The 23794-nt window shown below is 62.0% G+C and carries 24 protein-coding genes; 8 read left to right on the forward strand and 16 right to left on the reverse strand.

Annotated elements, in window-relative coordinates:
- Positions 1 to 28 precede the first annotated feature (28 nt).
- The gene (locus U5L73_RS16910; protein WP_322563426.1) at positions 29 to 1834 is read right to left on the reverse strand and encodes a sodium:solute symporter family protein; all 1806 of its coding nucleotides are present in this window, start codon (positions 1832 to 1834) and stop codon (positions 29 to 31) included.
- A 12-nt stretch (positions 1835 to 1846) separates the two neighbouring features.
- The gene (locus tag U5L73_RS16915) at positions 1847 to 2107 is read right to left on the reverse strand and encodes a DUF4212 domain-containing protein (protein ID WP_322563427.1); all 261 of its coding nucleotides are present in this window, start codon (positions 2105 to 2107) and stop codon (positions 1847 to 1849) included.
- 312 nt (positions 2108 to 2419) lie between these two features.
- Between U5L73_RS16915 and U5L73_RS16920 the strand changes: the two genes are divergently transcribed.
- Positions 2420 to 2974 carry a hypothetical protein gene (locus U5L73_RS16920; RefSeq protein ID WP_322563428.1) on the forward strand — a complete coding sequence of 185 codons (555 nt, stop codon included), beginning with the start codon at positions 2420 to 2422 and terminating at the stop codon, positions 2972 to 2974.
- 163 nt (positions 2975 to 3137) lie between these two features.
- The gene (locus U5L73_RS16925) at positions 3138 to 4397 is read left to right on the forward strand and encodes a putative Na+/H+ antiporter (RefSeq protein WP_322563429.1); all 1260 of its coding nucleotides are present in this window, start codon (positions 3138 to 3140) and stop codon (positions 4395 to 4397) included.
- Positions 4398 to 4413: 16 nt separating this feature from the next.
- Here the strand turns inward: U5L73_RS16925 and U5L73_RS16930 are convergent, their stop codons facing one another.
- The 3 genes from U5L73_RS16930 to U5L73_RS16940 are packed head-to-tail and all read right to left on the reverse strand — an operon-like array spanning position 4414 to position 6748.
- Positions 4414 to 5055, reverse strand: a complete 642-nt coding sequence (locus U5L73_RS16930) for a 2-hydroxychromene-2-carboxylate isomerase (protein WP_322563430.1) — start codon at positions 5053 to 5055, stop codon at positions 4414 to 4416.
- A gap of 8 nt (positions 5056 to 5063) precedes the next feature.
- Positions 5064 to 5816 (reverse strand): YbaK/EbsC family protein, encoded by a 753-nt coding sequence (locus U5L73_RS16935; RefSeq protein WP_322563431.1) that lies wholly within the window; start codon positions 5814 to 5816, stop codon positions 5064 to 5066.
- Between the two features lie 23 nt (positions 5817 to 5839).
- Positions 5840 to 6748, reverse strand: a complete 909-nt coding sequence (locus tag U5L73_RS16940; protein WP_322563432.1) for a hydroxymethylglutaryl-CoA lyase — start codon at positions 6746 to 6748, stop codon at positions 5840 to 5842.
- Positions 6749 to 6772: 24 nt separating this feature from the next.
- On the opposite strand from U5L73_RS16940, the gene U5L73_RS16945 reads away from it, so the two are divergent.
- The 5 genes from U5L73_RS16945 to U5L73_RS16965 are packed head-to-tail and all read left to right on the forward strand — an operon-like array spanning position 6773 to position 11324.
- Positions 6773 to 7555: an energy-coupling factor ABC transporter ATP-binding protein gene (locus U5L73_RS16945; RefSeq protein WP_416221325.1), complete on the forward strand. Its 783-nt coding sequence runs from the start codon at positions 6773 to 6775 to the stop codon at positions 7553 to 7555.
- 3 nt (positions 7556 to 7558) lie between these two features.
- A complete protein-coding gene (locus U5L73_RS16950) occupies positions 7559 to 8152 on the forward strand; it encodes an energy-coupling factor transporter transmembrane protein EcfT (protein ID WP_322563434.1) in 594 nt (197 codons plus the stop codon).
- 27 nt (positions 8153 to 8179) lie between these two features.
- Positions 8180 to 8746, forward strand: a complete 567-nt coding sequence (locus tag U5L73_RS16955) for a biotin transporter BioY (protein ID WP_322563435.1) — start codon at positions 8180 to 8182, stop codon at positions 8744 to 8746.
- Positions 8746 to 10179 (forward strand): AMP-binding protein, encoded by a 1434-nt coding sequence (locus U5L73_RS16960; protein ID WP_322563436.1) that lies wholly within the window; start codon positions 8746 to 8748, stop codon positions 10177 to 10179. Before U5L73_RS16955 ends, U5L73_RS16960 begins: the two co-directional genes overlap by 1 nt.
- Positions 10158 to 11324, forward strand: a complete 1167-nt coding sequence (locus U5L73_RS16965; protein ID WP_322563437.1) for a thiolase family protein — start codon at positions 10158 to 10160, stop codon at positions 11322 to 11324. Before U5L73_RS16960 ends, U5L73_RS16965 begins: the two co-directional genes overlap by 22 nt.
- Positions 11325 to 11361: 37 nt before the next feature.
- Here the strand turns inward: U5L73_RS16965 and U5L73_RS16970 are convergent, their stop codons facing one another.
- From U5L73_RS16970 to U5L73_RS16985, 4 genes are read right to left on the reverse strand one after another with little or no spacing between them, the layout of a single operon-like run.
- Positions 11362 to 12039: a nitroreductase gene (locus U5L73_RS16970; protein WP_322563438.1), complete on the reverse strand. Its 678-nt coding sequence runs from the start codon at positions 12037 to 12039 to the stop codon at positions 11362 to 11364.
- 5 nt (positions 12040 to 12044) lie between these two features.
- Positions 12045 to 12977 carry a glyoxylate/hydroxypyruvate reductase A gene (locus U5L73_RS16975; protein ID WP_322563439.1) on the reverse strand — a complete coding sequence of 311 codons (933 nt, stop codon included), beginning with the start codon at positions 12975 to 12977 and terminating at the stop codon, positions 12045 to 12047.
- 36 nt (positions 12978 to 13013) lie between these two features.
- Positions 13014 to 15134 carry an acetyl/propionyl/methylcrotonyl-CoA carboxylase subunit alpha gene (locus tag U5L73_RS16980; protein ID WP_322563440.1) on the reverse strand — a complete coding sequence of 707 codons (2121 nt, stop codon included), beginning with the start codon at positions 15132 to 15134 and terminating at the stop codon, positions 13014 to 13016.
- 14 nt (positions 15135 to 15148) lie between these two features.
- On the reverse strand, positions 15149 to 16771 hold the full coding sequence (locus tag U5L73_RS16985) for a carboxyl transferase domain-containing protein (protein WP_322563441.1): 1623 nt from the start codon (positions 16769 to 16771) through the stop codon (positions 15149 to 15151).
- Positions 16772 to 16892: 121 nt separating this feature from the next.
- On the opposite strand from U5L73_RS16985, the gene U5L73_RS16990 reads away from it, so the two are divergent.
- Positions 16893 to 18029: an AraC family transcriptional regulator gene (locus U5L73_RS16990; protein ID WP_322563442.1), complete on the forward strand. Its 1137-nt coding sequence runs from the start codon at positions 16893 to 16895 to the stop codon at positions 18027 to 18029.
- Between the two features lie 33 nt (positions 18030 to 18062).
- Here the strand turns inward: U5L73_RS16990 and U5L73_RS16995 are convergent, their stop codons facing one another.
- From U5L73_RS16995 to U5L73_RS17025, 7 genes are read right to left on the reverse strand one after another with little or no spacing between them, the layout of a single operon-like run.
- The gene (locus U5L73_RS16995) at positions 18063 to 19424 is read right to left on the reverse strand and encodes a patatin-like phospholipase family protein (protein WP_322563443.1); all 1362 of its coding nucleotides are present in this window, start codon (positions 19422 to 19424) and stop codon (positions 18063 to 18065) included.
- A complete protein-coding gene (locus U5L73_RS17000; protein ID WP_322563444.1) occupies positions 19424 to 20104 on the reverse strand; it encodes an HAD family phosphatase in 681 nt (226 codons plus the stop codon). Before U5L73_RS17000 ends, U5L73_RS16995 begins: the two co-directional genes overlap by 1 nt.
- On the reverse strand, positions 20101 to 20508 hold the full coding sequence (locus U5L73_RS17005) for a YchJ family protein (protein ID WP_322563445.1): 408 nt from the start codon (positions 20506 to 20508) through the stop codon (positions 20101 to 20103). Before U5L73_RS17005 ends, U5L73_RS17000 begins: the two co-directional genes overlap by 4 nt.
- A 31-nt stretch (positions 20509 to 20539) precedes the next feature.
- Positions 20540 to 20962 carry a rhodanese-like domain-containing protein gene (locus U5L73_RS17010; protein ID WP_322563446.1) on the reverse strand — a complete coding sequence of 141 codons (423 nt, stop codon included), beginning with the start codon at positions 20960 to 20962 and terminating at the stop codon, positions 20540 to 20542.
- A 37-nt stretch (positions 20963 to 20999) separates the two neighbouring features.
- Positions 21000 to 21917: an MBL fold metallo-hydrolase gene (locus tag U5L73_RS17015; RefSeq protein WP_322563447.1), complete on the reverse strand. Its 918-nt coding sequence runs from the start codon at positions 21915 to 21917 to the stop codon at positions 21000 to 21002.
- A 5-nt stretch (positions 21918 to 21922) separates the two neighbouring features.
- On the reverse strand, positions 21923 to 23053 hold the full coding sequence (locus tag U5L73_RS17020; RefSeq protein WP_322563448.1) for an acyl-CoA dehydrogenase family protein: 1131 nt from the start codon (positions 23051 to 23053) through the stop codon (positions 21923 to 21925).
- A gap of 36 nt (positions 23054 to 23089) precedes the next feature.
- Positions 23090 to 23779, reverse strand: a complete 690-nt coding sequence (locus U5L73_RS17025; protein ID WP_322563449.1) for an SDR family oxidoreductase — start codon at positions 23777 to 23779, stop codon at positions 23090 to 23092.
- Positions 23780 to 23794: the final 15 nt, after the last annotated feature.

The raw sequence follows: 23794 nt of genomic DNA on the forward strand, positions 1-23794 counted from the left end.
AGCTTCCACAGTCGCGACGATTGCGCGATTAGTGAGCTCCTGTCACCGCAGAGGAGCCACGGGGAACGCGAACCGCCTCCACCATTGCTTCGATGTGATGCGGCACTGGCGACGTGACCTTGGCCACCACAAAGGCGACGATGAAGTTCACTGCCGCACCCACTGCACCGAAGGCTTCAGGCGTAATGCCGAAGAAGCTGTTGGCGCCGCCGATCATTGGCAAGAAGTCTGTGCCCTTCACGAAGAAGATGCCCTTGTGAGCAAACACATAGAACAGAGTGATCAACAGGCCTGCCACCATGCCAGCCATTGCGCCTTCTTTGTTCATCTTCTTGGAGAAGATACCCATCATGATGGCGGGGAACAGCGAGGACGCAGCAATACCGAACGCCAAAGCCACAGTACCCGCCGCGAATCCGGGAGGATTCAAGCCCAACCAGCCCGCGACCACGATGGCAATTGCCATGGCGATCTTGCCGGTCATCAACTCACCCTTTTCACTGATATCGGGCGCGAAGATGCCCTTCACCAGGTCGTGGGATACAGCCGCAGAAATCGCCATCAGCAAGCCCGCTGCGGTAGACAGCGCCGCAGCCAAACCGCCCGCCGCCACCAACGCAATCACCCAGTTGGGCAGCAACGCGATTTCAGGGTTGGCCAACACGATGATGTCAGCGTTCACCGTCAGTTCATTGCCCTTCCAACCTGCGGCTTCAGCCTTGGCTTTTGCGTCAGGGTTCTTGGTCGCATCGTTGTAGTACTGGATACGGCCATCACCGTTTTTGTCAGTGAACTTCAGCAGACCGGTTTTTTCCCAGCGCTTCATCCAGTCAGGGCGGTCTTCTGCCTTGATGGAGGCTTCAGGTGCGTACAAGTCACCGCCGGCTTTCACCGCTGTATTCACAGTGCCGTGCAGATTCAACTTGGCCATTGCAGCTACTGCAGGCGCAGTTGTGTACAGGATCGCGATGAAAATCAGCGCCCAACCTGCGGAGGAACGTGCGTCCTTCACGGATGGGACGGTAAAGAATCGCATGATAACGTGAGGCAAGCCAGCGGTACCGATCATCAACGACAAGGTGTACATGAACATGTTCAATGTGCTACCGGCTGTCGTCGTGGTGTACTGACCGAAACCAAGATCTGTCACCACCAGGTCCAACTTTGCCAACAGGCTCATATCGGTGCCGGAAAAACCAGAACCCAAGCCCAGCTGGGGAATTGGGTTACCCGTGAGTTGCAACGAAATGAAGATCGCAGGGATGGTGTATGCGAAGATCAGCACGATGTATTGCGCCACTTGGGTGTAGGTGATGCCCTTCATGCCACCGAACACTGCGTAGGCAAACACAATCGCCATACCCACGTAGATGCCTGTGTCGCTGCTCACACCCAAGAAGCGGGAGAACGCGACGCCCACACCTGTCATTTGGCCAATGATGTAGGTGATGGACGCTGTCAGCAAGCAGATCACCGCAATCGTAGATGCGCTCTTGGAGTAAAAGCGATCGCCGATGAACTGGGGAACGGTGAACTTGCCGAACTTGCGCAGGTACGGTGCCAGCAACATCGCCAGCAACACATAGCCGCCGGTCCAGCCCATCAGGAACAGACCGCCGCCGTAACCCATGTTGGATATCAGGCCAGCCATGGAAATGAAAGAGGCTGCAGACATCCAGTCGGCTGCGGTGGCCATACCGTTCATCTTCGGGCCGACAGCGCCGCCTGCGGCATAGAACTCAGAGGTAGACCCTGCACGGGCCCAGATCGCAATGCCGATGTAGAGCGAGAAGCTCAGACCGACAAAGATGTAGATAGTGGTTTGAAGATCCATGGAATGGGCTCCTTATTCTTCGTGAACGTCAAATTCACGGTCAATGTCACCCATTTTTTTTCCGTAGTAAAAAATGAGCGCAATGAACACGTAAATGGAACCCTGCTGGGCAAAGAAGAAGCCCAGTGGATAGCCACCGAGCTTGATACCGTTAATGGCATCGGCAAACAAAATGCCCAAACCGAACGAGCACACAAACCATACGATCATGATTTTGGTGAGCAGTCCGATGGTGGCCTTCCAGTAGCCGTCTGCGCTTTTATCGCGGGACATGGCGTGTCTCCTTAGAAGAGTGAAAAGTATCAAAAAATGGGTGCAGTGCACCGGCTTCTTGAACGCCGCCCACTCGTGGCAGGAGGCATTGCGAAGCGGACTTTGTGTTCCGAAACTTACGCTTAGCTTGCCCGTAACGACTCTTGGCCCGACTCTAGGGTAAGTCCTATGAAAATTGATTCAACGCCACTCGCCCCTCGCACCTGGCCTGTAATCCCAGCGACAGCTGCAAGGGCTAACCCGAATTTACGGCGACGCAAACAGCGGAAAAGATGCGCTCCCTATTTCTATTCCCATCGTTGGCCTTGAACCATGCAACTTGAATACGACGTGACCACCACCCTCTTTGCCAAAACGGAGATTGGTCAGCGTGAAATTCAATCGAAAAGTCTTGGGCTTGATCCTTTGTCGCGTCGGGCATTGATCTTGATAGACGGTAAGCGCAATTTCCAAGAGCTCTCCAGCATGATTCTGTCGTCCAAAGACGTCGAGATCATCCAGATGTTGGTAGCAAAGGAGTGCATCAAACCTATTGCGGTGGCTAGGCCCGAGGCAGGCGCCAAGGGAGCGGCCGTAAAAGACGCCGTACCGGTATCAAAGTCTGTACAGGATGAGCTCGCGCACCTTCCGCCTGCAAGCTCGCGATCAGCCAAAGAGACCGAAATGGCGCGCAACTTTTTGATGAACACCATCAACACGGTGTTTGAACAAAACACCCGACTGACCTTGATGGAGGCCATCTTTGCTTGCAAAACATCAGAAGATGTACGGCGGGTCTATCCCAAATGGGTCGAAACCATGAAAGGCAGTGGGATCGGAACCAAAAGGCTCCCCGAGTTTCGAGAAAAGCTATTTAAAGTACTCTGATCTCTTGCACCTTGGGCGTCACGCCTGTTGCTGCAGGCACCGGGGATGTCAGCATGGCCGAGAAGCTGGTTAGGTCTGTTGGCGTCGTGTCAACATGCCGCGCATACAATCCGCCGCGCTCTGGGCAAACCGGAGGCAAACAACACCGAGGAGACCAATAACTATGAACCCGACTGCCATTCAGGCCGTGGCCGCAGGCCTGTTCGCGCTGGCATTGATCCACACGTTCTCAACCAAGTTTTTCGAGCATTTGGCGCATACCCGCCCGGCACATGCCGGCGTATGGCACCTGCTGGCAGAGGTAGAAATTGTGTTTGGCGTCTGGGCCATGATTTTCATGACACTCATGGGCATCATGGAGGGGTTTGCTAGTGCCATGGCCTACCTTGATGGCCGCAACTTCACAGAGCCGCTTTTTGTATTTGCCATCATGGTGGTGGCCGCCAGCAAGCCGGTTTTGCAAGTGTCTTCTGCTGCGGTCCAGCTCATTGTTCGCCTGATTCCCATGCACAGGACCATGGCGTTTTTCTTCACTGCGCTGGGTATCGTGCCCTTGCTGGGCTCCTTCATCACCGAACCCGCCGCCATGACTTTGGCAGCACTCCTGATGAAAGACACTGTCTTTGCCAAAGCCTCACGCCGTCTGCAATACGCCGCCCTCGGGGTGCTGTTTGTCAACATCTCCATCGGCGGCACCTTGACCCATTTCGCGGCTCCACCTGTTTTGATGGTGGCCGCCAAATGGAACCTCGACATCGTTTACATGCTCACCCACATCGGCTGGAAAGCGGCGATTGCGGTGTTTATCAACGCCAGTGTGCTCACCTTCTTATCCTCCAAAGAGTTGCGCACCATGACGTATTCCACCCAGTCGCCGTACACCGGCGTGCCCGGCTGGGCTGTAGCCATGCACCTGGCGTTTTTGGTTGCGATTGTGGTGTTTGCCCACCACCCAGCCGCCTTCATCGCCGTCTTTTTGTTGTTTATGGGGGTGGCCACTGCTTACCCTGCGTTTCAGGAGCGCTTGATTTTGCGCGAGGGCTTGCTGGTTGCATTTTTCTTGGGCGGCTTGGTTGTCCTGGGGGGTATGCAGCAATGGTGGCTGCAACCGTTGCTGTTGAGCATGGACTCGACCTCGGTGTACTTTGGTGCGACCGCCCTGACCGCGATCACTGACAACGCCGCGTTGACGTATTTGGGCTCTTTGGTTGAAGGGCTCACCCCTGAATTCAAATACGCCTTACTCACCGGCGCTGTCACCGGTGGGGGTCTCACCATCATCGCCAACGCCCCCAACCCCGCTGGAGCATCTATCTTGAAGTCCACGTTCCACGAGGGTGCAATTTCGCCACTCAGCCTGCTGCTTGGCGCGATTCCCCCCACCTTGGTGGCCATTTTGTGCTTCCGGCTGTTTCCTTACTGAGCCGGCGGATGCGGACTTAGCTCCGCAGCGCAATACCCGAGGGGATGGCGTTCACGCCATCCCATTCAGGACCGTCGAACCAGGCATCACCGTCCAGATAGGCTCGCAACATCGGGAGCGCATCGAGGCCCCAAAACACACGGCCATCCACCTCAAAACTCGGCACACCGAAGACCCGCGCGGCAATTGCCTCATCGCTGTGCTGTTTGAGTTGGGCCTTCACACTGTCGTCCGCAGGCGCGCGGGCGGGCACCAAGGCCTCGGTCAGCACCTGCAAGCGCGCGGGGTCTGCAGCATCCGCTCCGCCCTGCCACACGTGTTTGAACAAAGTCTCACAGACATACCGGTTGGGCAAGCCTCCGGGGTGGGCGGCAATCGCCAAACGCAGTAGACCCAAGGGGTTGAACGGGTGCATGGCCGGAAAGTCGAGCGCCACCCCCTGCTGGCGGGCCAACCACTGCACATGCCGGTAAATCCACTCTCGCTTGGGCGGCACCTCGGCAGGCCCCAAAACAGCGTTGTGCTTTAGCAAACCACCCAAAAACACCGGCTTGTGGTGCACGCTATAGCTGAGCCCCATCAGGGCACGCGGCACTTCTTCAAACGCCAAATAGGCGTAAGGGGAAATGAAGTCCAGGTAAAACGTGATTTGCTTCATGGGGTGCCTCAGGCAAAAGCGGTGGGGTGGGTTTGCTGTAAGCGCTCGGTGATCTGCACCCACATGGCTTTTTTGGCAGCGTCGTCGCTCTTACCCCATTCGCGGATGTCTTCGATGGTGCGAAAACACCCTTCGCACAAGCCGCTACCGGTATCCATGCGGCATACATTCACACAGGGACTTGGAATGTTTTCGGTCATAGCCCTCACTGATATTGCGCGAGCAGCTAGCATTTTCATAGCATTTTCACGCGCCAGGGTATCGAGCACATTCTCGTCTTCGGGCACCTCCACCACATCGGCCACGGGCGCACCGGTCAGCGCCACCAGATCTTGCGGCTGCAACTGAAACACCCCGTGCGGGTGCCCCGCTGCCGCCCACACCTGCTCGAAGCGGAACAGCTCGCGGTCGATCAGAGTGACGCCTGGCATCGCGTGCGCCACGGGGCTCACGCCGCCGATCGAAAAGCCTGTGCGCTCTTTCACAAATGCGGCATTCGCACGCGCCAGCGGGCCCACCAGGGCTGCCACTTTGGCCTCGTCCACCCGGCGGTCGCCGGAAGTCACCACCAACACAGCGGCATCGTCCTCCACCCGCTTGAAGATGATGCTCTTGGCAATTTGCCCTACGGCAACGCCCAACGCATCGGCCGCCTGCTGCGCGGTGCGGGCCGCACCATCGAGCATGACCGGTGCATGGGGGTGGTTCTTGTCTTGCAATGCCGCCGCTACGCGCTGCACGCCTTCGGGTAATTCTGTCAATTCAGCTCCACACATGTTGTTGTTCAGCCCAGGCGCTTGGCCAGCAGGGCGTTGGCGGCGCGCGAATGCGGTTTGCGCCCCAAAAAGTCGCTGATGAACTGGCCCGCGTCGATCAGCTTGTCCAGGTCGATACCGGTTTCAATGCCCATGCCGTGCAGCATGTACACCACGTCCTCAGAAGCCACATTGCCGGTCGCACCTTTGGCATAGGGGCAGCCCCCTAAGCCGGCGACCGAGGTGTCAAAGTGCCAGATGCCCATTTCCAGCGAAGCCAGCGTGTTGGCCAAAGCCATGCCATAGGTATCGTGAAAATGGCCGGACACCTCATCCACGCTGTAGTACTGCAAAGTGGCATCCAGGGCACGCTGCACTTGGACCGGAGTGCCCACGCCGATGGTGTCTGCCACGCCCACGTGCTCCACCCCGATATCGCGCATCAGCCGGGCGACGAGCGCCACCCGCTCCGGAGCAATATCGCCCTCATAAGGGCAGCCCACGGCGCAAGAAATAGCGCCGCGCACCGCAATGCCTGCCGCTTTAGCGGCCTGGGCCACCGGGCGGAAGCGCTCGATGCTCTCCTCGATCGAACAGTTGATGTTCTTTTGGCTGAACGCCTCGCTGGCAGCACCAAAAACCACGATCTCATCCGGGCGGCTAGAGACGGCCGCTTCATAGCCCTTCATGTTCGGTGTGAGTACCGAATAGCGCACACCGGCCTGGCGCTGCACGCCCGCCATGACCTCCGCGTTGTCGCCCATTTGTGGCACCCACTTCGGGCTCACAAAACTGGTGACCTCAATCTCTTTCAGCCCGGCCGCCTGCAGGCGGTGCACCAGCTCCACCTTGATGGCCGCCGGTACCGGTTGCTTTTCGTTTTGCAGGCCGTCACGCGGGCCTACATCAATGATCTTGACGCGGGAGGGTGTGTTCATAACTCGTATTAAACCGCGAACCGCATGGCCCTCGGCGGGTGCATTGGTATATTCACGGGCTCCCCCAAACCACCCCACCAGACTCCCAAGGCGCACCATTTGCTAAGCATCATCCAAGCCGGCCTGAAACGGGGCAACACCCTGGTTTTTGACGACCTGACCCTGAACCTGCACGAACCGCGCATCGGCCTCATCGGCGACAACGGTGCGGGCAAAAGCAGCTTGTTCCGCTTGGCCTGCGGCTTGGAGGCACCGTACACCGGCAGCGTCTCGGTGCAAGGGCTGCCGGCCTACCGCATCAATGCGCAGCGCCCCAACCTGGTGGGCATGATGTTTCAGAACCCGGACGACCAGATCGTTTTCCCCACTGTTCAAGAAGAGCTCGCGCTCGGCCTGACAGCTACCGGCTTGCCCCGGCGCGAAGCCATCGGCCAAGCCCGCGCTTTTCTAGCGACACGCGGCTTGCCGGACTGGGCCGAGCGCGCCATCAGCAGCCTCAGCCAAGGGCAGCGGCAGCATGTGTGCTGGCTGGCCATTTTGCTGACCCAGCCCTCGCTCATCTTGCTGGACGAGCCATTTGCCAGCCTGGACCTGCCCAGCCAGGCCTTGCTGCACCGCGATCTGGCCCGGGTCGGACAACAGGTCATTGTGTCCACCCATGTGCTGGAACACCTGCAAGACTTTGACCGAGTGATCTGGCTCGAGCAAGGCCGGGTCCGGGCAGACGGCCACCCGGTGACGGTGTGCGCTGACTACCGCGCCGATGTCGCCGCCCGCATGGCGGCCCGCACCGCCACGGTCACCTGAGCCATGGGCAGCCTGTACAGCGAACATCGCACCTGGCTGCACGCCGTGCCCGCCGGCTGGAAGCTCGCGCTGCTGGTGCTACTCAGTACCGGGGTGTTTTGGCTGAGCACACCGGTCGCCCTCAGTCTGGCGTGCGCCGCATCGGTCACTCTGTTTGTGTCGCTCGGAGCCGCCATGCGCCCCGCCGGGCGTCTGCTCAAAGCCTTGGGGATTGCGGCTGCGCTGGTGCTGCTGTTTCACGCCGTTCTGCAACAGCCGCTAGTGGGTCTAGTGAGCGTGTTGCGCATGGTGGCCGCCTCTTTGCTCAGTATTGCGCTCACGCTCACCACCCGCAGCGGCGATTTGCAGGCCGTGCTGGAGCGCCTGCTCACGCCCCTGGCACCATTGGGCGTGCGGGCCGACCGCTTCGCCCTGCAGCTCGCGCTGATGCTGCGGTTTGTGGAGCATTTTTTCGTGGTGTGGAAGCGGCTGGACGATGCGTACCGCCTGCGCACTGGCAAAGGCGGAGGCATCAAGCTGCTGGCTCCGCTGACGATTCAGATGCTGCAAACCGCGCGCCGCGTAGCCGATACACTCGACGTCCGGCTGGGTGAGTAGCCCGGCTTTTTTTAGGAGTAATACACAATGCAACGCAACCAATCATTCGTACTCGTCGCCTTTTTTGCCGCCCTGATGGCGGTCCTGGGCTTGATACCCAAAGTTGATCTACCACTCGGTGTTCCGATCACCCTGCAAACCTTGGGCGTGATGCTGGCAGGCTGCCTGCTCGGCCCACGGCGCGCCTTTCAGGCACTGTTTTTGTTTTTGGTGGCGGTGGCGATCGGTCTGCCCTTGCTGTCCGGCGGGCGCGGTGGTTTTGGCGTGTTTTTCACCCCGAGTGCCGGTTATTTACTGGCATGGCCTGTAGGTGCGTTGGTCACTGGACTGCTTATGCAAACTCTGCCCACCAACACACCACGCCAGATCGCGCTGAGCGCTTTTGTAGCGTCGGCATTGGGGGGCTTGCTCGTGATCCACGCCAGCGGCGTAGTGGGCTTGATGGGCATTGCCGACATGAGCCTGACTCAAGCCCTGATCGGCACCAGCGCCTTTGTGCCGGGTGACCTGATCAAGTGCGTCCTGACCGCCGTGGTGTGCCATACCGTGGCACGCGGGCTGCCTGACTGGCAATTCGGTAAACGTAATATTTAATGTCCACTACCGCCCCCGAGCTGGTGCACAGCCGGCTGGCCCGCTGGGCCACTGAGCGGGGCGCGTACCCGGCCATCCGCAGCGAGGCGGGTGACATCAGTTTTGCGGAATTTGCAGCCCGGGTGGATGCCCACGCGATAGCCCTGCACACCGCAGGCGCTCCGGCCACGGTGCTGCAAGACGCCAGCCCTCCTTTGTTAGAGCGCTTGGTGGCTTTCATGGGCACGGTCGCCAGTGGCCGCTGCGCCGCGGTCAGCGACCCTGCGTGGCCTCCGGCTGTGTTGCAGGCGGTGCGCGAGCGCTTGCCTGTCGCACCGCACGACAACAGTGCACCCACCCCTTGGAGCCCTTTCTACACCGGCTTTACGTCCGGCAGCACCGGCCTGCCCAAAGGATTCCGGCGCCACCACCAGTCGTGGACTGAGAGTTTTGACGTCTGCCTGCGCACCTTCGGCCCGGCCGCGAGCGGCTGCATTCTGGCGCCGGGGCGCGACTCCCATTCACTGTTTTTGTTCGGCATGCTGCTGGGACTGTGGACCGGTGGCGGTGTGGTGGTGCAAGAGCAGTTTTCTGCCGCCGCAGCACTGGCTACCTTGCGCTCGGGGCAGACACCGTGCCTCGTGGCCGTGCCCAGCCAGTTGCTACTGATGCTGGAGTGGGCACAGCGCCGCCAACTCACGCCCATCCACGACGTTCAGCTGATTTTGATTAGTGGTGCGCGCTGGCCCCGCGGACACACGCCGGCCCTGCAAGCCCTGTTTCCGCGGGCCCGGATTATCGAGTTTTACGGGGCATCGGAAACCAGTTTCATTGCGTGGACCGAATCCCACGCCGACCTGCCCGACAACCTGGTGGGCCAGCCTTTTGACACGGTTGAGCTGGACGTGCGCGGTGCCACTCCAGACAGCCCCGACGGCTTGATTTACGTGCGTAGCCCTATGCTGTTCATGGACTACGTGGCCACCGACGTCGATCACACCGCCGCTCTGCGCGATGGCGATTGGGTGTGTGTGCGCGATCTCGGCCACCTAGACCCCCAAGGCCGCCTCCGGGTGGCAGGCCGCGAGAGCCGCATGCTGGTCACCATGGCCAAAAAGCTATTCCCCGAAGAGCTGGAGATGGTGCTCGAATCACACCCCGGCATTGCCCGCGCCTCGGTGCATGGCCTGCCGGATGCACAGAGGGGCGCCCAAGTGGTCGCCATCGTGAAATTTGCAGCACCTACCGCAGGCATGGCGCACCCCAGCCTGCAAGAAGTGCAGGCCTGGTGCCGGGCGCGACTGGAATCCTTCAAGGTCCCCCGCCGCTTGTGGGCGCACACCGATTGGGCCTTTACCGCGAGCGGCAAAACCGACCACCTCGCCCTCGGGCGTTTGCTGGAGACGGCTCTCCACCACCCTGACAGCTCACCATGTCTGACCACCATCCTCTGATCGCCGGTTGGGCGCGCAGCGCCGTCGCGCCGCATGGCGGTGCGTTCGGGGGTCTCGCTGCCCATGACATCGGCGCCCCGGTGCTGCAAGCGCTGCTGCAGCGCGCAGGCCTGGCGGCGGCCGATGTGGATGCAGTCATCCTCGGCAACGCCTTGGGCGCGGGCGGCAACCCTGCCCGCATGGTGGCACTGGCAGCCGGCCTGCCGGACCGGTGTGCCGCACTCACCATCGACACCCAGTGCTGCGCCGGGCTAGATGCCATCGCCGTGGCCGCGGGCATGCTGGCCAGCGGGCAGGCCGAGGTCGTGGTCGCTGGTGGCGTGGAGGCCTGGAGCCGCGCGCCCATCCGCCAGCACCGCCCGCTTGCAGCCGGTGAGATAGCCCAACCCTACGAGCGCCCCGCCTTTGCCCCGGACCCGGCCCGCGATCCCGATCTGCTGCAAGCAGCCGCGGACTATGCCGAGGCCCACCGCATCGCCCGCAACACCCAAGACGGCTACGCGGTGCAGAGCCACACCCGCGCAGTGCACCACCAGGCGGCCTTGGCAGCAGAAATTGTTCCGGTCGCCGGATTGACTCACGACGCCTACCCCCGCCTGTTCAGTGCCCGCGCAGCACAACGCCTGCCGGTGCAGGCGCGTGGCGCAGGCGACCTTGCGGAACCCGACTGTGCGGTGAGCACCCTGGCGATCTCCACCCGCGCCGATGGTGCGGCCATGGTGCTTTTGATGACGGCGGCGGCGGCCGACCGTTTGCAAGTGACGGCACCCGTGCAGTGGCGCGCCTCTGCGTCTGTGGGCCTGGACCCGGCCATGCCTTTGCTGGCCGCAGAAGCTGCCACCCGGACTGTGCTGCAACGTGCGGATCTGCATGATGTCCGCACCTGCGCGGTGAACGAGCTGCATGATGCGTTTGCGGTGCAAGGCTTGGCCTATTGCAGCGCACTGGGCTTGGAGCCAGACGCCATCAACCACTTGGGCGGAGGCATTGCACGAGGCCACCCCATCGGTGCATCCGGCGCCATCGCCCTCGTTCGCGTGCTGGCGGATTTAGAGCGCCTTGGGCAGGCAGGCGCCTACGGGCTGGCCTCCGTGGCGGGCGCCGGCGGCATAGGAGCAGCAACGCTGGTGCAATGGCGGATTTGAACCCGGCCGCCTGAGGCAGCCACTTCCGCCCAGCGCGCTAGCCGACTACCTTGAAATAGCTGTCCAACTCCGCACGCGCGGTGCGGGTGCTATTGACCGCTTGGGCAGGATCGGCATAGCCCAGGGCCACGCCACACACCACTAGGCTCTCGGCGCCCAGCCCCAAGTGGCTGCGCACCAGGGTGGGGTAGGAGGCCAGTGCTCCGATGGCGCAACTGGCAAGGCCGCGGGATTGGGCTGCCAGCAACAAGCCGTAAAGCGCCATACCCAAGTCCATAAAGCAGCCACTGCCCATGCCCCGCTCGATGGTGACGACCAGCGCCACCGGCGCATCAAAAAAACGGAAGTTGCGCTCAAACTGCTGGTCGCGCCCGGCCCGGTCCTCGCGGGCAATGCCGATGCTGTCGTACAGCGCACGGGCGGCTGCCACTTGCCGGCGGCGCAAATGGCCGGGCATGGGGTCGGGGAAGTAGCTGTAGTCCTCGGGCTCGGCTACGCCTTCGCGGTAGGCCGCTGACATCGCCAGGGACAAGCTCTCGCGGACTGCGCCGCGCACCTGGATAAAGCTGCCCGGTTGCAAGTTGGCACCGCTGGGGGCCAGACGGGCATTCACAAGCACGTCGTGCAAAAGCACCTCGGGCACGGGCTCTCGGGTGAAGCCGCGCACCGAGGTGCGCGCTCGCGCCAGAGCGCCGAAGGCGTCAACTTCGGACATGGGGATTAATAACCCCGCCCTGCATCCACCAACCCGGCGACTGTTTGCCCGCCCTGTAACGCGGCAATCTTGCGGGCAATCTGGGCAATGCTTTCTGCCCGCAAGGTACGCGCTGAGGTGTGGGGTGTGAGGGTAATCTTGGGGTGCGACCAGAAAGCATGGCCTTTGGGCAAAGGCTCTACCCGAAACACATCCAGGGTGGCGCCGGACAGGTGGCCACTGTCAATGGCGGCGAGCAAATCCGCATCCACCACATGGGCGCCACGGGCCACATTGATGACATAGCCACCGGCGCGGATATGCGCGAGGGTGCCGGCGTTGAGAATGCTATCGGTCTCGGGCGTCAAGGGCAGCAAACACACCACGATGCGGCTGGCCGCCAGAAACTGGGTGAGCTGCGCCTCTCCATGGAAACACTGCACGCCGTCCAGCGCCTTGGGTGAGCGGCTCCAGCCATTCACCGGGAAATCGAACTGCGCCACCGCCTTGGCCACGCGCTCGCCCAACACGCCCAGCCCCAGCACGCCCACCGGGTAGTCCACCCGGCTGCGCGGCTTACGGAAAGACCATTTGCCGTTGTCCATATCGGCCTCGTAGCCATCGAACTCGCGGAAGTGGCGGATCACCGCGTGGCACACATATTCCGCCATTTGCACCGACATGCCGGCATCGTCCAAACGGATCACCGGCAAACCGGCCGGCAGCTTGAGCTTCATCAGCGCATCGACCCCGGCACCGGTGTTGAAGATGGCTTTAAGGCCGGGCTGCTCATCGAGCATCTGTTGCGGCGGCTTCCACACTACTGCGTAGTCCACCGCAGCGGCTCCGGGTTGCCAGAGGCTGACCTCCGCCTCCGGAAAGGCCGCCTGCAGCCCGGGAATCCATTTGGCCTCGTCACCATCAGCCGAGTAGTAGGTAATGCGAACAGGAGTAGTCATGCCTGCATTTTCACCGCACTAGGGCCCCTTTTCGGCTCAGGCGGGCTGCTGCATGCGCAGCAGCTCACTCCCCTCGGTCACCTGGTCGCCCGGTGCGAAAAGCAGCTCGTCCACCGTGCCGTCAGCCGGTGCAGCAATGGTGTGCTCCATCTTCATGGCCTCCATCACCGCCAAGGCTTGGCCTTTTTTGACCACATCGCCCGCCTTCACCGCAAACGACACCACTTTGCCAGGCATGGGTGCCGTCAAGCGGCCGCCTTCAGACTGGGCGTCACCGGCATGAGCCAGTACGTCAATTGCTATGATTTGTGTAGCACCTCGCACAGTGAATACGTGCGCCACCGGCCCATTTGCATACACATTCACCAGACTGCGCTGCTCACCGACGCGCACATCCAGTGCATCACCCCGGGCAGCCCACTGCAGCGGATGGGTCTGTCCGTCCACCGTCAGTTCCAGCGTGCCACCGCGCACCGAGCGCAATAGGGCGGTATGGGGCTCGCCAACGTATTCGAGGGCAAAGCTGCGCACCTGCGCACCGTGCGACTTCCAGCCATCGCGCTGGGCCCAAGGGTCTTGCCAGCCACGCGCATCGGGTTGCGCCGCCTCGCGCTCGCCCTTTTGCAAGGTGTGCGCAATCAAGGCAGCCGCAGCCATGGGCAGACCCACCTTGTCTTGGTGGAACAAAACATCAGCCTCCCGCGGAATCAGCGCCGTGTCCAGTTGGGCCGCTGCAAACGAGGCACTGGTGGTCACATGGCGCAAGAACTGCACATTGGTCGCCAGCCCCACGATGTGGGTCTGCGCCAAAGCGGTGTCGAGGCGGGCCAGCGCCTCGGCGCGGGTGGCGCCATGCACGATCAGCTTGGCCACCATGGAGTCGTAAAACGGGCTGATGGCATCGCCCTCGCGTACGCCAGAGTCCACCCGCACGCCGCGCTCTGCACGCGCAAAGCTCGCATGCGGCGGCAGACCGTAAACCTGCACGCTGCCGGTAGCAGGCAGGAAGTTGTTGTCGGGGTTCTCGGCGCAAATGCGGGCTTCGATGGCATGGCCGTGGATTTGTAATTGGTGCTGGCGCAAAGGCAGCGGCTCGCCACTGGCCACGCGCAATTGCCACTCCACCAGGTCCAGACCGGTGATGGCCTCGGTGACCGGGTGCTCTACCTGCAGGCGGGTGTTCATTTCCATGAAGTAGTACCTGGCCCCCACGCTCCTCCGCTGCGCTGGATCGCTGCCCCCCGAAGGGACTGTTTCGCCTTGGGACGGCCCGGCGGCGAAACCTCCATCGGCCTCCTCTAGCCCGTAGCCGTCAGGCTGCTCCACGATGAACTCCACCGTGCCGGCGCCCACATAGTTCACTGCACGGGCGGCCTCCACAGCAGCGTGACCCATCTGGGCGCGCAGCTCGGGCGTCATGCCGGGCGCGGGGGCTTCTTCCAGCACCTTCTGGTGGCGGCGCTGTACCGAGCAATCGCGCTCAAACAGGTAGACATAGTTGCCGTGGGTGTCGCCAAACACTTGAATTTCGATATGGCGCGGGCGCTGCACGTATTTCTCAATGAGCACCGCGTCATCGCCAAAGCTGTTGATCGCTTCGCGCTTGCAGCTGGCCAAGGCCTCTGCAAAATCTTCTGCCTTGTCGACCGCGCGCATGCCCTTGCCGCCACCGCCTGCGCTGGCTTTGATCAGCACCGGGTAGCCTATTGCGTCGGCCTCGCGCTGCAAGAGTGCGGTGTCCTGATCCTTACCGTGGTAGCCGGGCACCAACGGCACACCGGCTTTTTCCATCAATTGTTTGGACTCCGCTTTCAGGCCCATGGCCTGAATGGCGCTGGCAGGCGGCCCGATGAACACCAATCCCGCGGCAGCACAGGCGTTGGCAAATTCTTCGTTCTCACTCAAGAAACCATAGCCGGGGTGGATGGCCTGAGCGCCGGTGGCCTTGGCGGCCTCGATGATTTTTTCCCAACGCAGGTAGCTGTCCTTGGGTGCGCTGCCGCCGATGTGCACCGCTTCGTCGCAAGCGGCCACATGTTTGGCGTGCGCATCGACATCAGAATAGACCGCTACGGTTTTGATAGCTAGCCGCGCAGCTGTGGCGGCCACCCGGCAGGCGATTTCGCCACGATTGGCAATAAGGATTTTGGTGAACATAAACTTTCCTTGCCTTACATGCGGAATACGCCGAACTTGGTATCTGGAATAGGCGCGTTCAATGACGCGCTCAAGCCCAACGCCAGCACACGGCGGGTGTCTGCGGGGTCGATGATGCCGTCGTCCCACAAGCGGGCGGTAGCGAAATAGGGGTGGCCCTGCTCTTCGTATTGCTGGCGGATGGGCGCTTTGAAGGCTTCTTCCTCCTCCGCGCTCCAGGCGCCGCCCTTGCCCTCAATGCCGTCGCGACGCACGGTGGCGAGCACGCTGGCCGCCTGCTCGCCGCCCATGACCGAGATGCGCGCGTTAGGCCACATCCACAAAAAGCGGGGGCTGTAGGCGCGGCCGCACATGCCGTAGTTGCCGGCCCCGAAGCTGCCGCCAATGATGATGGTGAACTTGGGCACCTGCGCGGTCGCCACGGCGGTGACCATCTTGGCCCCGTTGCGGGCGATGCCCTCGTTCTCATACTTGCGGCCCACCATGAACCCGGTGATGTTCTGCAAAAACACCAGCGGGATCTTGCGTTGGCAGCACAGCTCAATGAAGTGCGCGCCCTTGAGCGCGGACTCGCTGAACAAAATGCCGTTGTTGGCGATGATGCCCACCGGCATGCCCTCCACATGGGCAAAGCCGCACACCAGCGTCGTGCCGTAGCGGGGCTTGAACTCATGCAGCTTCGAGCCATCCACGATGCGGGCGATGATTTCACGCACATCAAAGGGTTTGCGAGTGTCAGTGGGGATCACCCCGTACAACTCTTCTGCTACAAATTTAGGAGCTACCGGCGCACGCAATTCGGGCGCCGGAGCCTTGTTTTTATTCAAATGCGCAATAGCCTCGCGCGCCAGAGACAGTGCGTGCAAGTCGTTCTGCGCCAAATGATCGGCCACGCCGGACAGGCGCGTGTGCACATCGCCACCGCCCAGGTCTTCGGCAGTTACCACCTCGCCGGTGGCGGCCCTCACCAGTGGCGGCCCGCCCAGAAAAATGGTGCCCTGGTTTTTGACGATGATGGTCTCGTCGCTCATAGCGGGCACATAGGCACCACCGGCGGTGCAGCTGCCCATGACCACGGCGATTTGCGCAATGCCCTGCGCGCTCATATTGGCTTGGTTAAAGAAGATGCGGCCGAAGTGGTCGCGGTCAGGGAACACCTCGTCTTGGTTGGGCAGGTTGGCGCCGCCCGAGTCAACCAAGTAGATACAGGGCAGGTTGTTTTGCGCCGCGACTTCCTGGGCGCGCAGGTGCTTTTTGACGGTTACGGGGTAGTAGGTGCCGCCCTTCACCGTGGCGTCGTTACACACAATCATGCAGTCCACCCCGCTGACCCGGCCGATGCCGGCGATCACGCCCGCGCAAGGTGCGCTGTCGGTGCCATCGCGGTCCGGGTACATGGCCAGAGCGGCCAAGGGGGAGAGTTCCAAAAACGGCGTGCCGGGGTCCAGCAACATGCCCACGCGGTCACGGGGCAGCAGCTTGCCACGGGCCGTGTGCTTGGCGCGGGCGGCGTCTCCTCCGCCGAGCGCGGCCTTGTCGATCTTGGCATTCAGGTCGGCGACCAGCGCGCGCATGGCCGCGGCATTGGCCACAAAGTCGGCGGAACGCGGGTTGAGTTTGGATTCGAGCAAGGGCATGGGTGCATCCGGTCAAGGTGGAACAGTCAAACGGCATTGTGCGACCAGCGGCAAGTCACGAATGCCGCGCCGAGGTTGCAAATTGCGCCATAAGAGGCACATTTTTTGGCACACTGTCAGCATGTCTGCACCCACCCCGATTGCCGCTACGCCGATGGCATTTGTCCAAGCTATGGCAGCGGCGTTTGCGCGCTACGGAAAAGACCCCTCTAACGCGTTAAGAGCAGCGCAGATTGCGCCATCCGCTTTGAATGATGCCGATGCCCGCATCACGGCATGGCAAATGGAGCGCTTGTCAGAGGCCGCCATGCGCGAGCTGGACGACGAAGCCCTGGGCTGGTTCAGCCGCCGCCTGCCGTGGGGCAGCTACGGCATGCTGGCCCGCGCCTCGATTTCAGCCCCTACGTTGCAAGTCGCACTCAGCCGTTGGTGCCGTCACCATGGCCTGATTGCGCCTGACATCACCCTCAGCCTCAGCACAGCCGGTGATAGTGCTTGCATCACGCTCACCGAGAACGACCTGCGCGAGGGCGGGGTGGCTGGAGTTTTTGCGCAGGTCAAGGAGGAGCCCGAAAAGCGGGCGGGGGACACGGAGCAAAAACTTCAGCCGCCCTGTACGCCCCAACCAATCCGGATCCCGGAGCCTTTCAGGGAGTTCTGCATGGTCTCCGTCTTGCGCAACGTGCTGGGCGTGGCCTGCTGGCTGATTGACTCGCGCATCACCTTGCTACGGGCCGACTTCCCCTTTGCCCCTCCACCACACGCCGATGCCTATTCTGTGCTGTTTCCGGGCCCCACCCGCTTCCAGCAGGCGCAAGCTGCTATTGTTTTTGATGCGGAGTACCTGAAGCTCCCTCTGCGACGGGACGAAAAATCATTGCAGCACATGCTGCAAAACGCCCTGCCCCTGACCGTGCGGCAGTACCGGCGCGACCGCCTGCTGGTGCAGCAAGTGCGGCAACTGTTGAGCAGCCAGCCCCAAGAGACCCACAGCGCAGAGGGACTGGCCGCCCTGCTCAACATATCCCCCCGCACCCTGCACCGCCAACTCCAGGAAGAAGGTGCGACGCTGCAAGCCATCAAAGACGAAGTCCGCCGCCGCAAAGCCAGCGAGCTGCTGCTGCGCAGCCAGCGGCCTATCAAGCAAGTGGCGGAGGCCGCGGGCTTTAACAACGAAAAGAGCTTTATCCGCGCATTCAAAACCTGGTCCGGACAAACGCCGGCCGAGTTCCGGCGCGTCAAGGGCGTCGACTTGTAGTGGACCCAAGCCTTACCCGGCTGGCAGCCTCACTCAAGGCGAACTGCTTTTTTGCAGGGTTTGCAAGAGTGCCTTGAACTCGGGCGACGCCCTCAACGTGGCCCGGCCGGCTGCGATGAGCTGGGTCACATCCTCCCCCGGAATGGTGAGGGCTGTCGGGATCTGCAGCAGCTTGGTGCGCTTGGGCAAATCCTGGTCGTCGGGGGCATCACGCAGGTTGACCTGTATCACATGCACCTCTGCGTCGTTGGCGAACACGTCTTTGCCGCGCGGAAAGCGTTGGGCCAGCTCGCCCTTCCACTGGCGCGTGACATCGGCAAGAAGCTCTTGGGTCTCTTTGGTCGCCCTGGCTCCGGCACCAAAGACCAAGGTATCCAACACCTCCGCAGCGCCGGGCAACAGGTCACTCTTGTCAATATTGGTGGAGGGGTCCCGCTCGGAATTCACCGACACCAACACCAGCTTACGCACCACCCCAGGTGCGATGCCGGCGCGATGCAGCACCGGGCGTAAGCCACCCTCGGCAAGCGCACTGTCCAGAAAACGGCGCACGCCCAGGTTGTCAGACAGACCGCCATCTAGCAAGTGGATATAGGGCCGGGCTTTGCTGTCCAGATAGCTGCGGGCCTGCTCGCGGTACAGGCGGGTACGATAGTCCTCCCACGCGTCGTCCACCGCTTCAGGGGGCTTGCACTGACCCGCGAAATTACGCAAGGTCACCGGGCTGAGCAACAAAGGCACCGAGGACGAGGCAGCCACTGCAAACGACACCGGTACCGATTGCAGGTTGGAGCAAATCAAGTCGAACTGGGTCTTGGAAAACTCAAAACCGGTGCCCAGGGTCATGTCAGTCGCGGTAATCAACAAATCGGGGTGGCCACGGCGACTCGCCAAGTCGCCAAAAGTAGCCGAGCCATAAAGGCTGTCCAAGCGCTCTGCCAGCAAATGCGAGCGGCCAAACCATGGCGAGGACAAGGCCACTAGGTTGCCCGGCCGCAGCGCATAACTCAACAGGTTTTCCTGAAAGTCCTGCCGCAGGTATTCGCGCTCAAAGCGCGGAAGCCGCGCAGAACCGTGGGTCGCAAAATAGGCGGCCACAATGCTGCCACCCGACACGCCACCCACGAGATCGACCTTATCCAGCAGATTGGTGTCGCGACCGTCCCATGCAAACCGGTTGGCCTGCAGCTCCATCAGCACCCCATAGCCGAACGCAGCCGCCCGGGCACCCCCGCCGGAAAAAAGGACCGCCATCAGGAGCGAGGGATCGCGGTCGTCGTCCACACCGCGCTGCAGGTCTGGCACCACGGCAGATACAGGCTCATTGATCCACGGTTTTTGGGCGGAACACCCTGCCACCGCCAGCGCGACGCAGCATACGAGCCAACGAAGCATCATCGTTCGCCCCCCGTCCCGCGATCCGCCACGCCCAAGAGCGCAGGCAGCATTTGCATAGAAGCAAACACCTGCGAAGCCCCCGCCTCCAGTAAAGCCTGCCCATCACCCAGCGGGGCATAGCCGAACACCGTGGCGCCTGCTGCCACACCCGCGGTGACACCGGTCACCGTGTCTTCCACCACAGCGCAGCACTTCGGTTCTGCACCCAGCGCGGCGGCCGCAGCCAAGTACACATCGGGGTGGGGCTTGGAGCGCGGCAGGTCGTGGCCGCTGAACACCCGCCCTTCAAAGTACGGCAACAAGCCGGTCTTGCCCATTTGCATTAGCACCTTGGGTAAATCTGCGCCAGAGGCGCAGGCTATTCTGCCGGCATAGGCCGTGTGGATGCGGGCGATCGCATCGGGCGCATGCGGAATCGGCTTGGCATGTTCCATGAGCGCGGCATTGCGGCGTGCGCGGAACGATGCCATCCACTCCGGTGTGAGCGGCTTGCCGGTTTCCGCTTCGATGCGGGCGCGCTCGTCCATCACGGCTTTGCCCACAAACACGCCCATGCATTCTTCCAGGCTCATGGTCCAGCCCTGCTCGGCCAGCATGTCGCGCAATACGCCGTTGGTAATCAGCTCGCTGTCCACCAACACGCCATCGCAGTCAAACAAAACGGCTTCAAATTTCATTGTTGGTCTCCATCCACATACAGCCACGTACCCGCCTCCAGCACAAAGCGGCTGCGTTCATGCAATCGCACCGCCGGGCCACTGGCCGGTTTCTGGCGAGCCACGAATTCGACCTCGGCATGGGTGGTGTCTTGCACGGTGTGGCTGCGCACGTCCAAGCCCAGCCATTTGACGCCGGGGTCGAACTCGATGCGCTCCGGCCGGTGGCTGGCGTGCCAGGTTTTGAGAAGGTACGCCTCGCGCTCCAGCACAAAGGCGCAGTAACGGCTACGCATCAGGCTCTCGGCGTCAAGCGCGGGGGTGTCGCTCTCCAGCCAACGGCCGCAGCATTGGCCGTGGGGGAGTATTTTTTTCTGGTGTTGCCGGCCACAGGGGCAGGCGTCGGTCATCACAAAGGGCTTCATGCCCTCCATCATGCCTTGGCTTTAGGCAACATCAGCCCTTGGCTTGGCGGCGCGCCTTTTGCGCTTCCAGGGTTTCGGTGGGGGCGCCGGCCTTCACCCATTCACCCCAGCCGCCGTCGATATGCGCCACATTGGTCATACCCATGTCCTGCAGCGCTTTGGCCGCGAGCGCACTGCGCCAGCCCGCACCGCAAAACAGGATGAACTCTTTGGACTCATCGGCAAACAAGGGCTTGTGGTACGGCGAATCGGGGTCTACCCAGAATTCCAGCATGCCGCGCGGCGCATGAAAAGCGCCCACCACGGTGCCGTCGTTCAGCTCGCGGATGTCACGGATATCCACGATCTGCACGCCTGGCTCTTGCAAACGAGCCTGCACTTCGGCCACGGAGTAGGTAGTCACTTGTGCCATGGCTTCGTCTACGAGTGTTCGGGCACTTTTGGTGATAGGCATAAGGGTCTCCTGGGCAGTGAAAGGTGAAGATACAAGGCTACGCGTCAAACACCACGCCATCTTGCAGCTTTGCAGCACCGGAGCGCACCAGGTCTTGCACGAGTTGCCGGGTGGCATCTTCGAGGGTGGTACCGGCAAAGTGCCGTTGAAACGTGTCACTGAAGTAGCTGGTATTGCGCGCCCAGTCCATCAAAGCGGGCAGCGGCAGGTGGCGGGCTTCGAGCAGCTTGAACTTGAGCAACACCTTGGCCGCGTACTGAAGGTGTTTGGCCGGGTTCTGAACAAAACCGTTCAAGCGCTGCCGTGCGTAGGCCAGAGCCTGCGTGGCATCGGTAAACGGGGCACCGTGGCCGGGGATGACGGTGGCGGGGTTCAGGCGCTCGATCACATCCAGCGTGGCGGCGACTTCATCAAACGCGTCATCACCGTCGAGCTCGGGAAAGACCACCCCAAAACCCTTCTCCCACAGTGCGTCGGCAGACACCAAGGTGCGACTCCGCGGCTCAAACAAAATGACGGAATGGGGGTCGTGCCCCGGTGCCGCATGCACCTGCCATGGCAGGTCGCCCAACAAAATCTCGGTTTCCGGTTCCAGCGTGGCAGTTAACTGGAAGCGTGGGCACTGCTGGCCGGTGGGCGTGTAGCTGAGGGCATGGGTATCCCAGACGCGCACAAAGTCCGCATGGCCCGGTGGAATATGCGTTTCCATAGCCGGATAGCGCGACTGCAGTGCGGCGTTGCCCCCGCAGTGGTCGCTGTGCAGGTGGGTGTTGAACAGCAAATCCAGTGTCCGGCCTTGCAGCGCCGAGTCCACCAGCGCAAGCGTCTGCTCGGCGTGGGTGCAGTAGCCGCTGTCGATGAGCGCGGTGCCACCCTCGCCCTGGATCAGGATGTTGTTGCTGGACAGCCAACCCCGTTCGAAAACGGTAACGCCGGCAGGCAGTGTGTGCGCCATGGAGCTCACGCCAGAGCGCGCTGGATGATGATCTTCTGAACGTCGCTGGTGCCTTCATAAATCTGGCACACACGCACGTCGCGGTAGATGCGCTCCACCGGGAAGTCGCTCACATAGCCGTAGCCGCCCAGGGTCTGGATGGCGGCGCTGCACACCTTCTCCGCCATCTCGCTGGCAAACAGCTTGGCCATGGCGGCCTCTTTCAGGCAGGGGCGGCCCGCGTCACGCAGCGCAGCGGCATGCCAGATGAGTTGCCGCGCAGCTTCCAGTTGCGTGGCGCAGTCCGCCAAACGGAAGCCCACCGCCTGGTGATTGAAGATGGGCTGGCCGAAGCTCTGGCGGTCTTTGGCATAGGCAATTGCCACATCGAGCGCGCTGCGGGCCATGCCCACGCTTTGCGCGGCAATGCCGATGCGCCCGCCCTCCAGCCCGCCGAGGGCGATGCCATAACCCTCGCCCTCTTTGCCGATCAGGTTCTCGGCCGGAATGCGGCAGTTGTCAAAGTTGATCTGCGCGGTGTCGCTGGAGTGTTGGCCGAGCTTGTCTTCCAGCCGCGCGACCACATAGCCCGGCGCGTTGGTGGGCACTAGGAAGGCGCTCATGCCCTTCTTGCCGGCCGCCTTGTCGGTCACTGCGATGACGATGGCCACATCGCCGTTCTTGCCGCTGGTGATGAACTGTTTAACGCCATTGATGACGTATTCATCGCCCTGCCTGAGCGCCGTGGTGCGCAGGCTTGAGGCATCGCTGCCCACATGCGGCTCGGTCAGGCAAAAGGCACCCAGCATCTTGCCCTGCGCCAGCGGCTCCAGCCACTGCTTCTTTTGCTGCGCGTTGCCGAACTTCATCAGGATGGCGTTGACCGGGCAGTTGGTCACGCTGATCACCGTGCTGGTGCCGCCGTCGCCGGCCGCAATCTCTTCCAGCACCAAAGCCAGGGTCACGTAGTCCAGCCCCGCACCGCCCAATTCTTCCGGCACGCAAATGCCGTAGGCACCTAGCGCGGCCAAGCCCTGGTGCGCCGCTTTGGGGAAGGTGTGCTCCTTGTCCCACTTGGCGGCGTTAGGCCAAAGCTCGGCTTGGGCAAAGTCGCGCACGGCATCGCGGATCATTTCCTGGTCTTGGGTCAGCAGCATGGGGATGTCTCTCGGGTCGTTGTGTTGGTGTTGGATTTACCAGCTGGAAAACGGGGTTCCATCCCAGCGCAGATAGGGTACGTCGCGGCTGGAAAATCCGGTGCTTGGGGTGGTGATGCGCGCGGCCACGGTTGCGCGAATGGCGGCCACACTCTCTTCGGGCAGCAAGGGAGCATCGGGCGTGCCCATATCGGTTCGCACCCAGCCCGGGTGGATCAGCAGAAACTGCGCATTCGGGTAATCGGGCTGCGCTGCCACTACGGCCATGTTCAATGCGGCCTTGCTCACGTGGTACACCCAGGCGCGGCTGCTCTCGACGCCGCCGATTTGCCCGAAGTCGCTGGTGATAAACACAAACTGGCCCCGCGCCTCCTCGACCCAGGGTGCCACCTGCGGCAAGGCCTGCATGGCGCCCAGCACATTGGCGTGCATCATCGCGTCAAATGCTTGCTGCGTCGGGGGCGACTTGGCGTCGTCCGCACTGAAAACACCGGCCACGTAATAGGCCCGGTCAATCTTTTCACCGTCCAGCTGCCAGCTCAGGCCGCTGACGCTGGCCGGGTTGGTCACATCCAGTTTCATGGCCTGTGCACCCAGGTCGCGCAGCCGCTCCAGCCCCGCCGCATCGCGCGCGGTGGCGATGACCCGCTCGCCCGCCTCCAGGTACTGGCGCACCAGCTCTAGGCCAATGCCGCGTGAGGCGCCCACAATCAAAATGGTCTTCATGGTGGTGGTGCCGCG

This window comes from Rhodoferax sp., from assembly GCF_034520025.1.
Classification (GTDB): Bacteria; Pseudomonadota; Gammaproteobacteria; order Burkholderiales; family Burkholderiaceae_C; genus Allorhodoferax.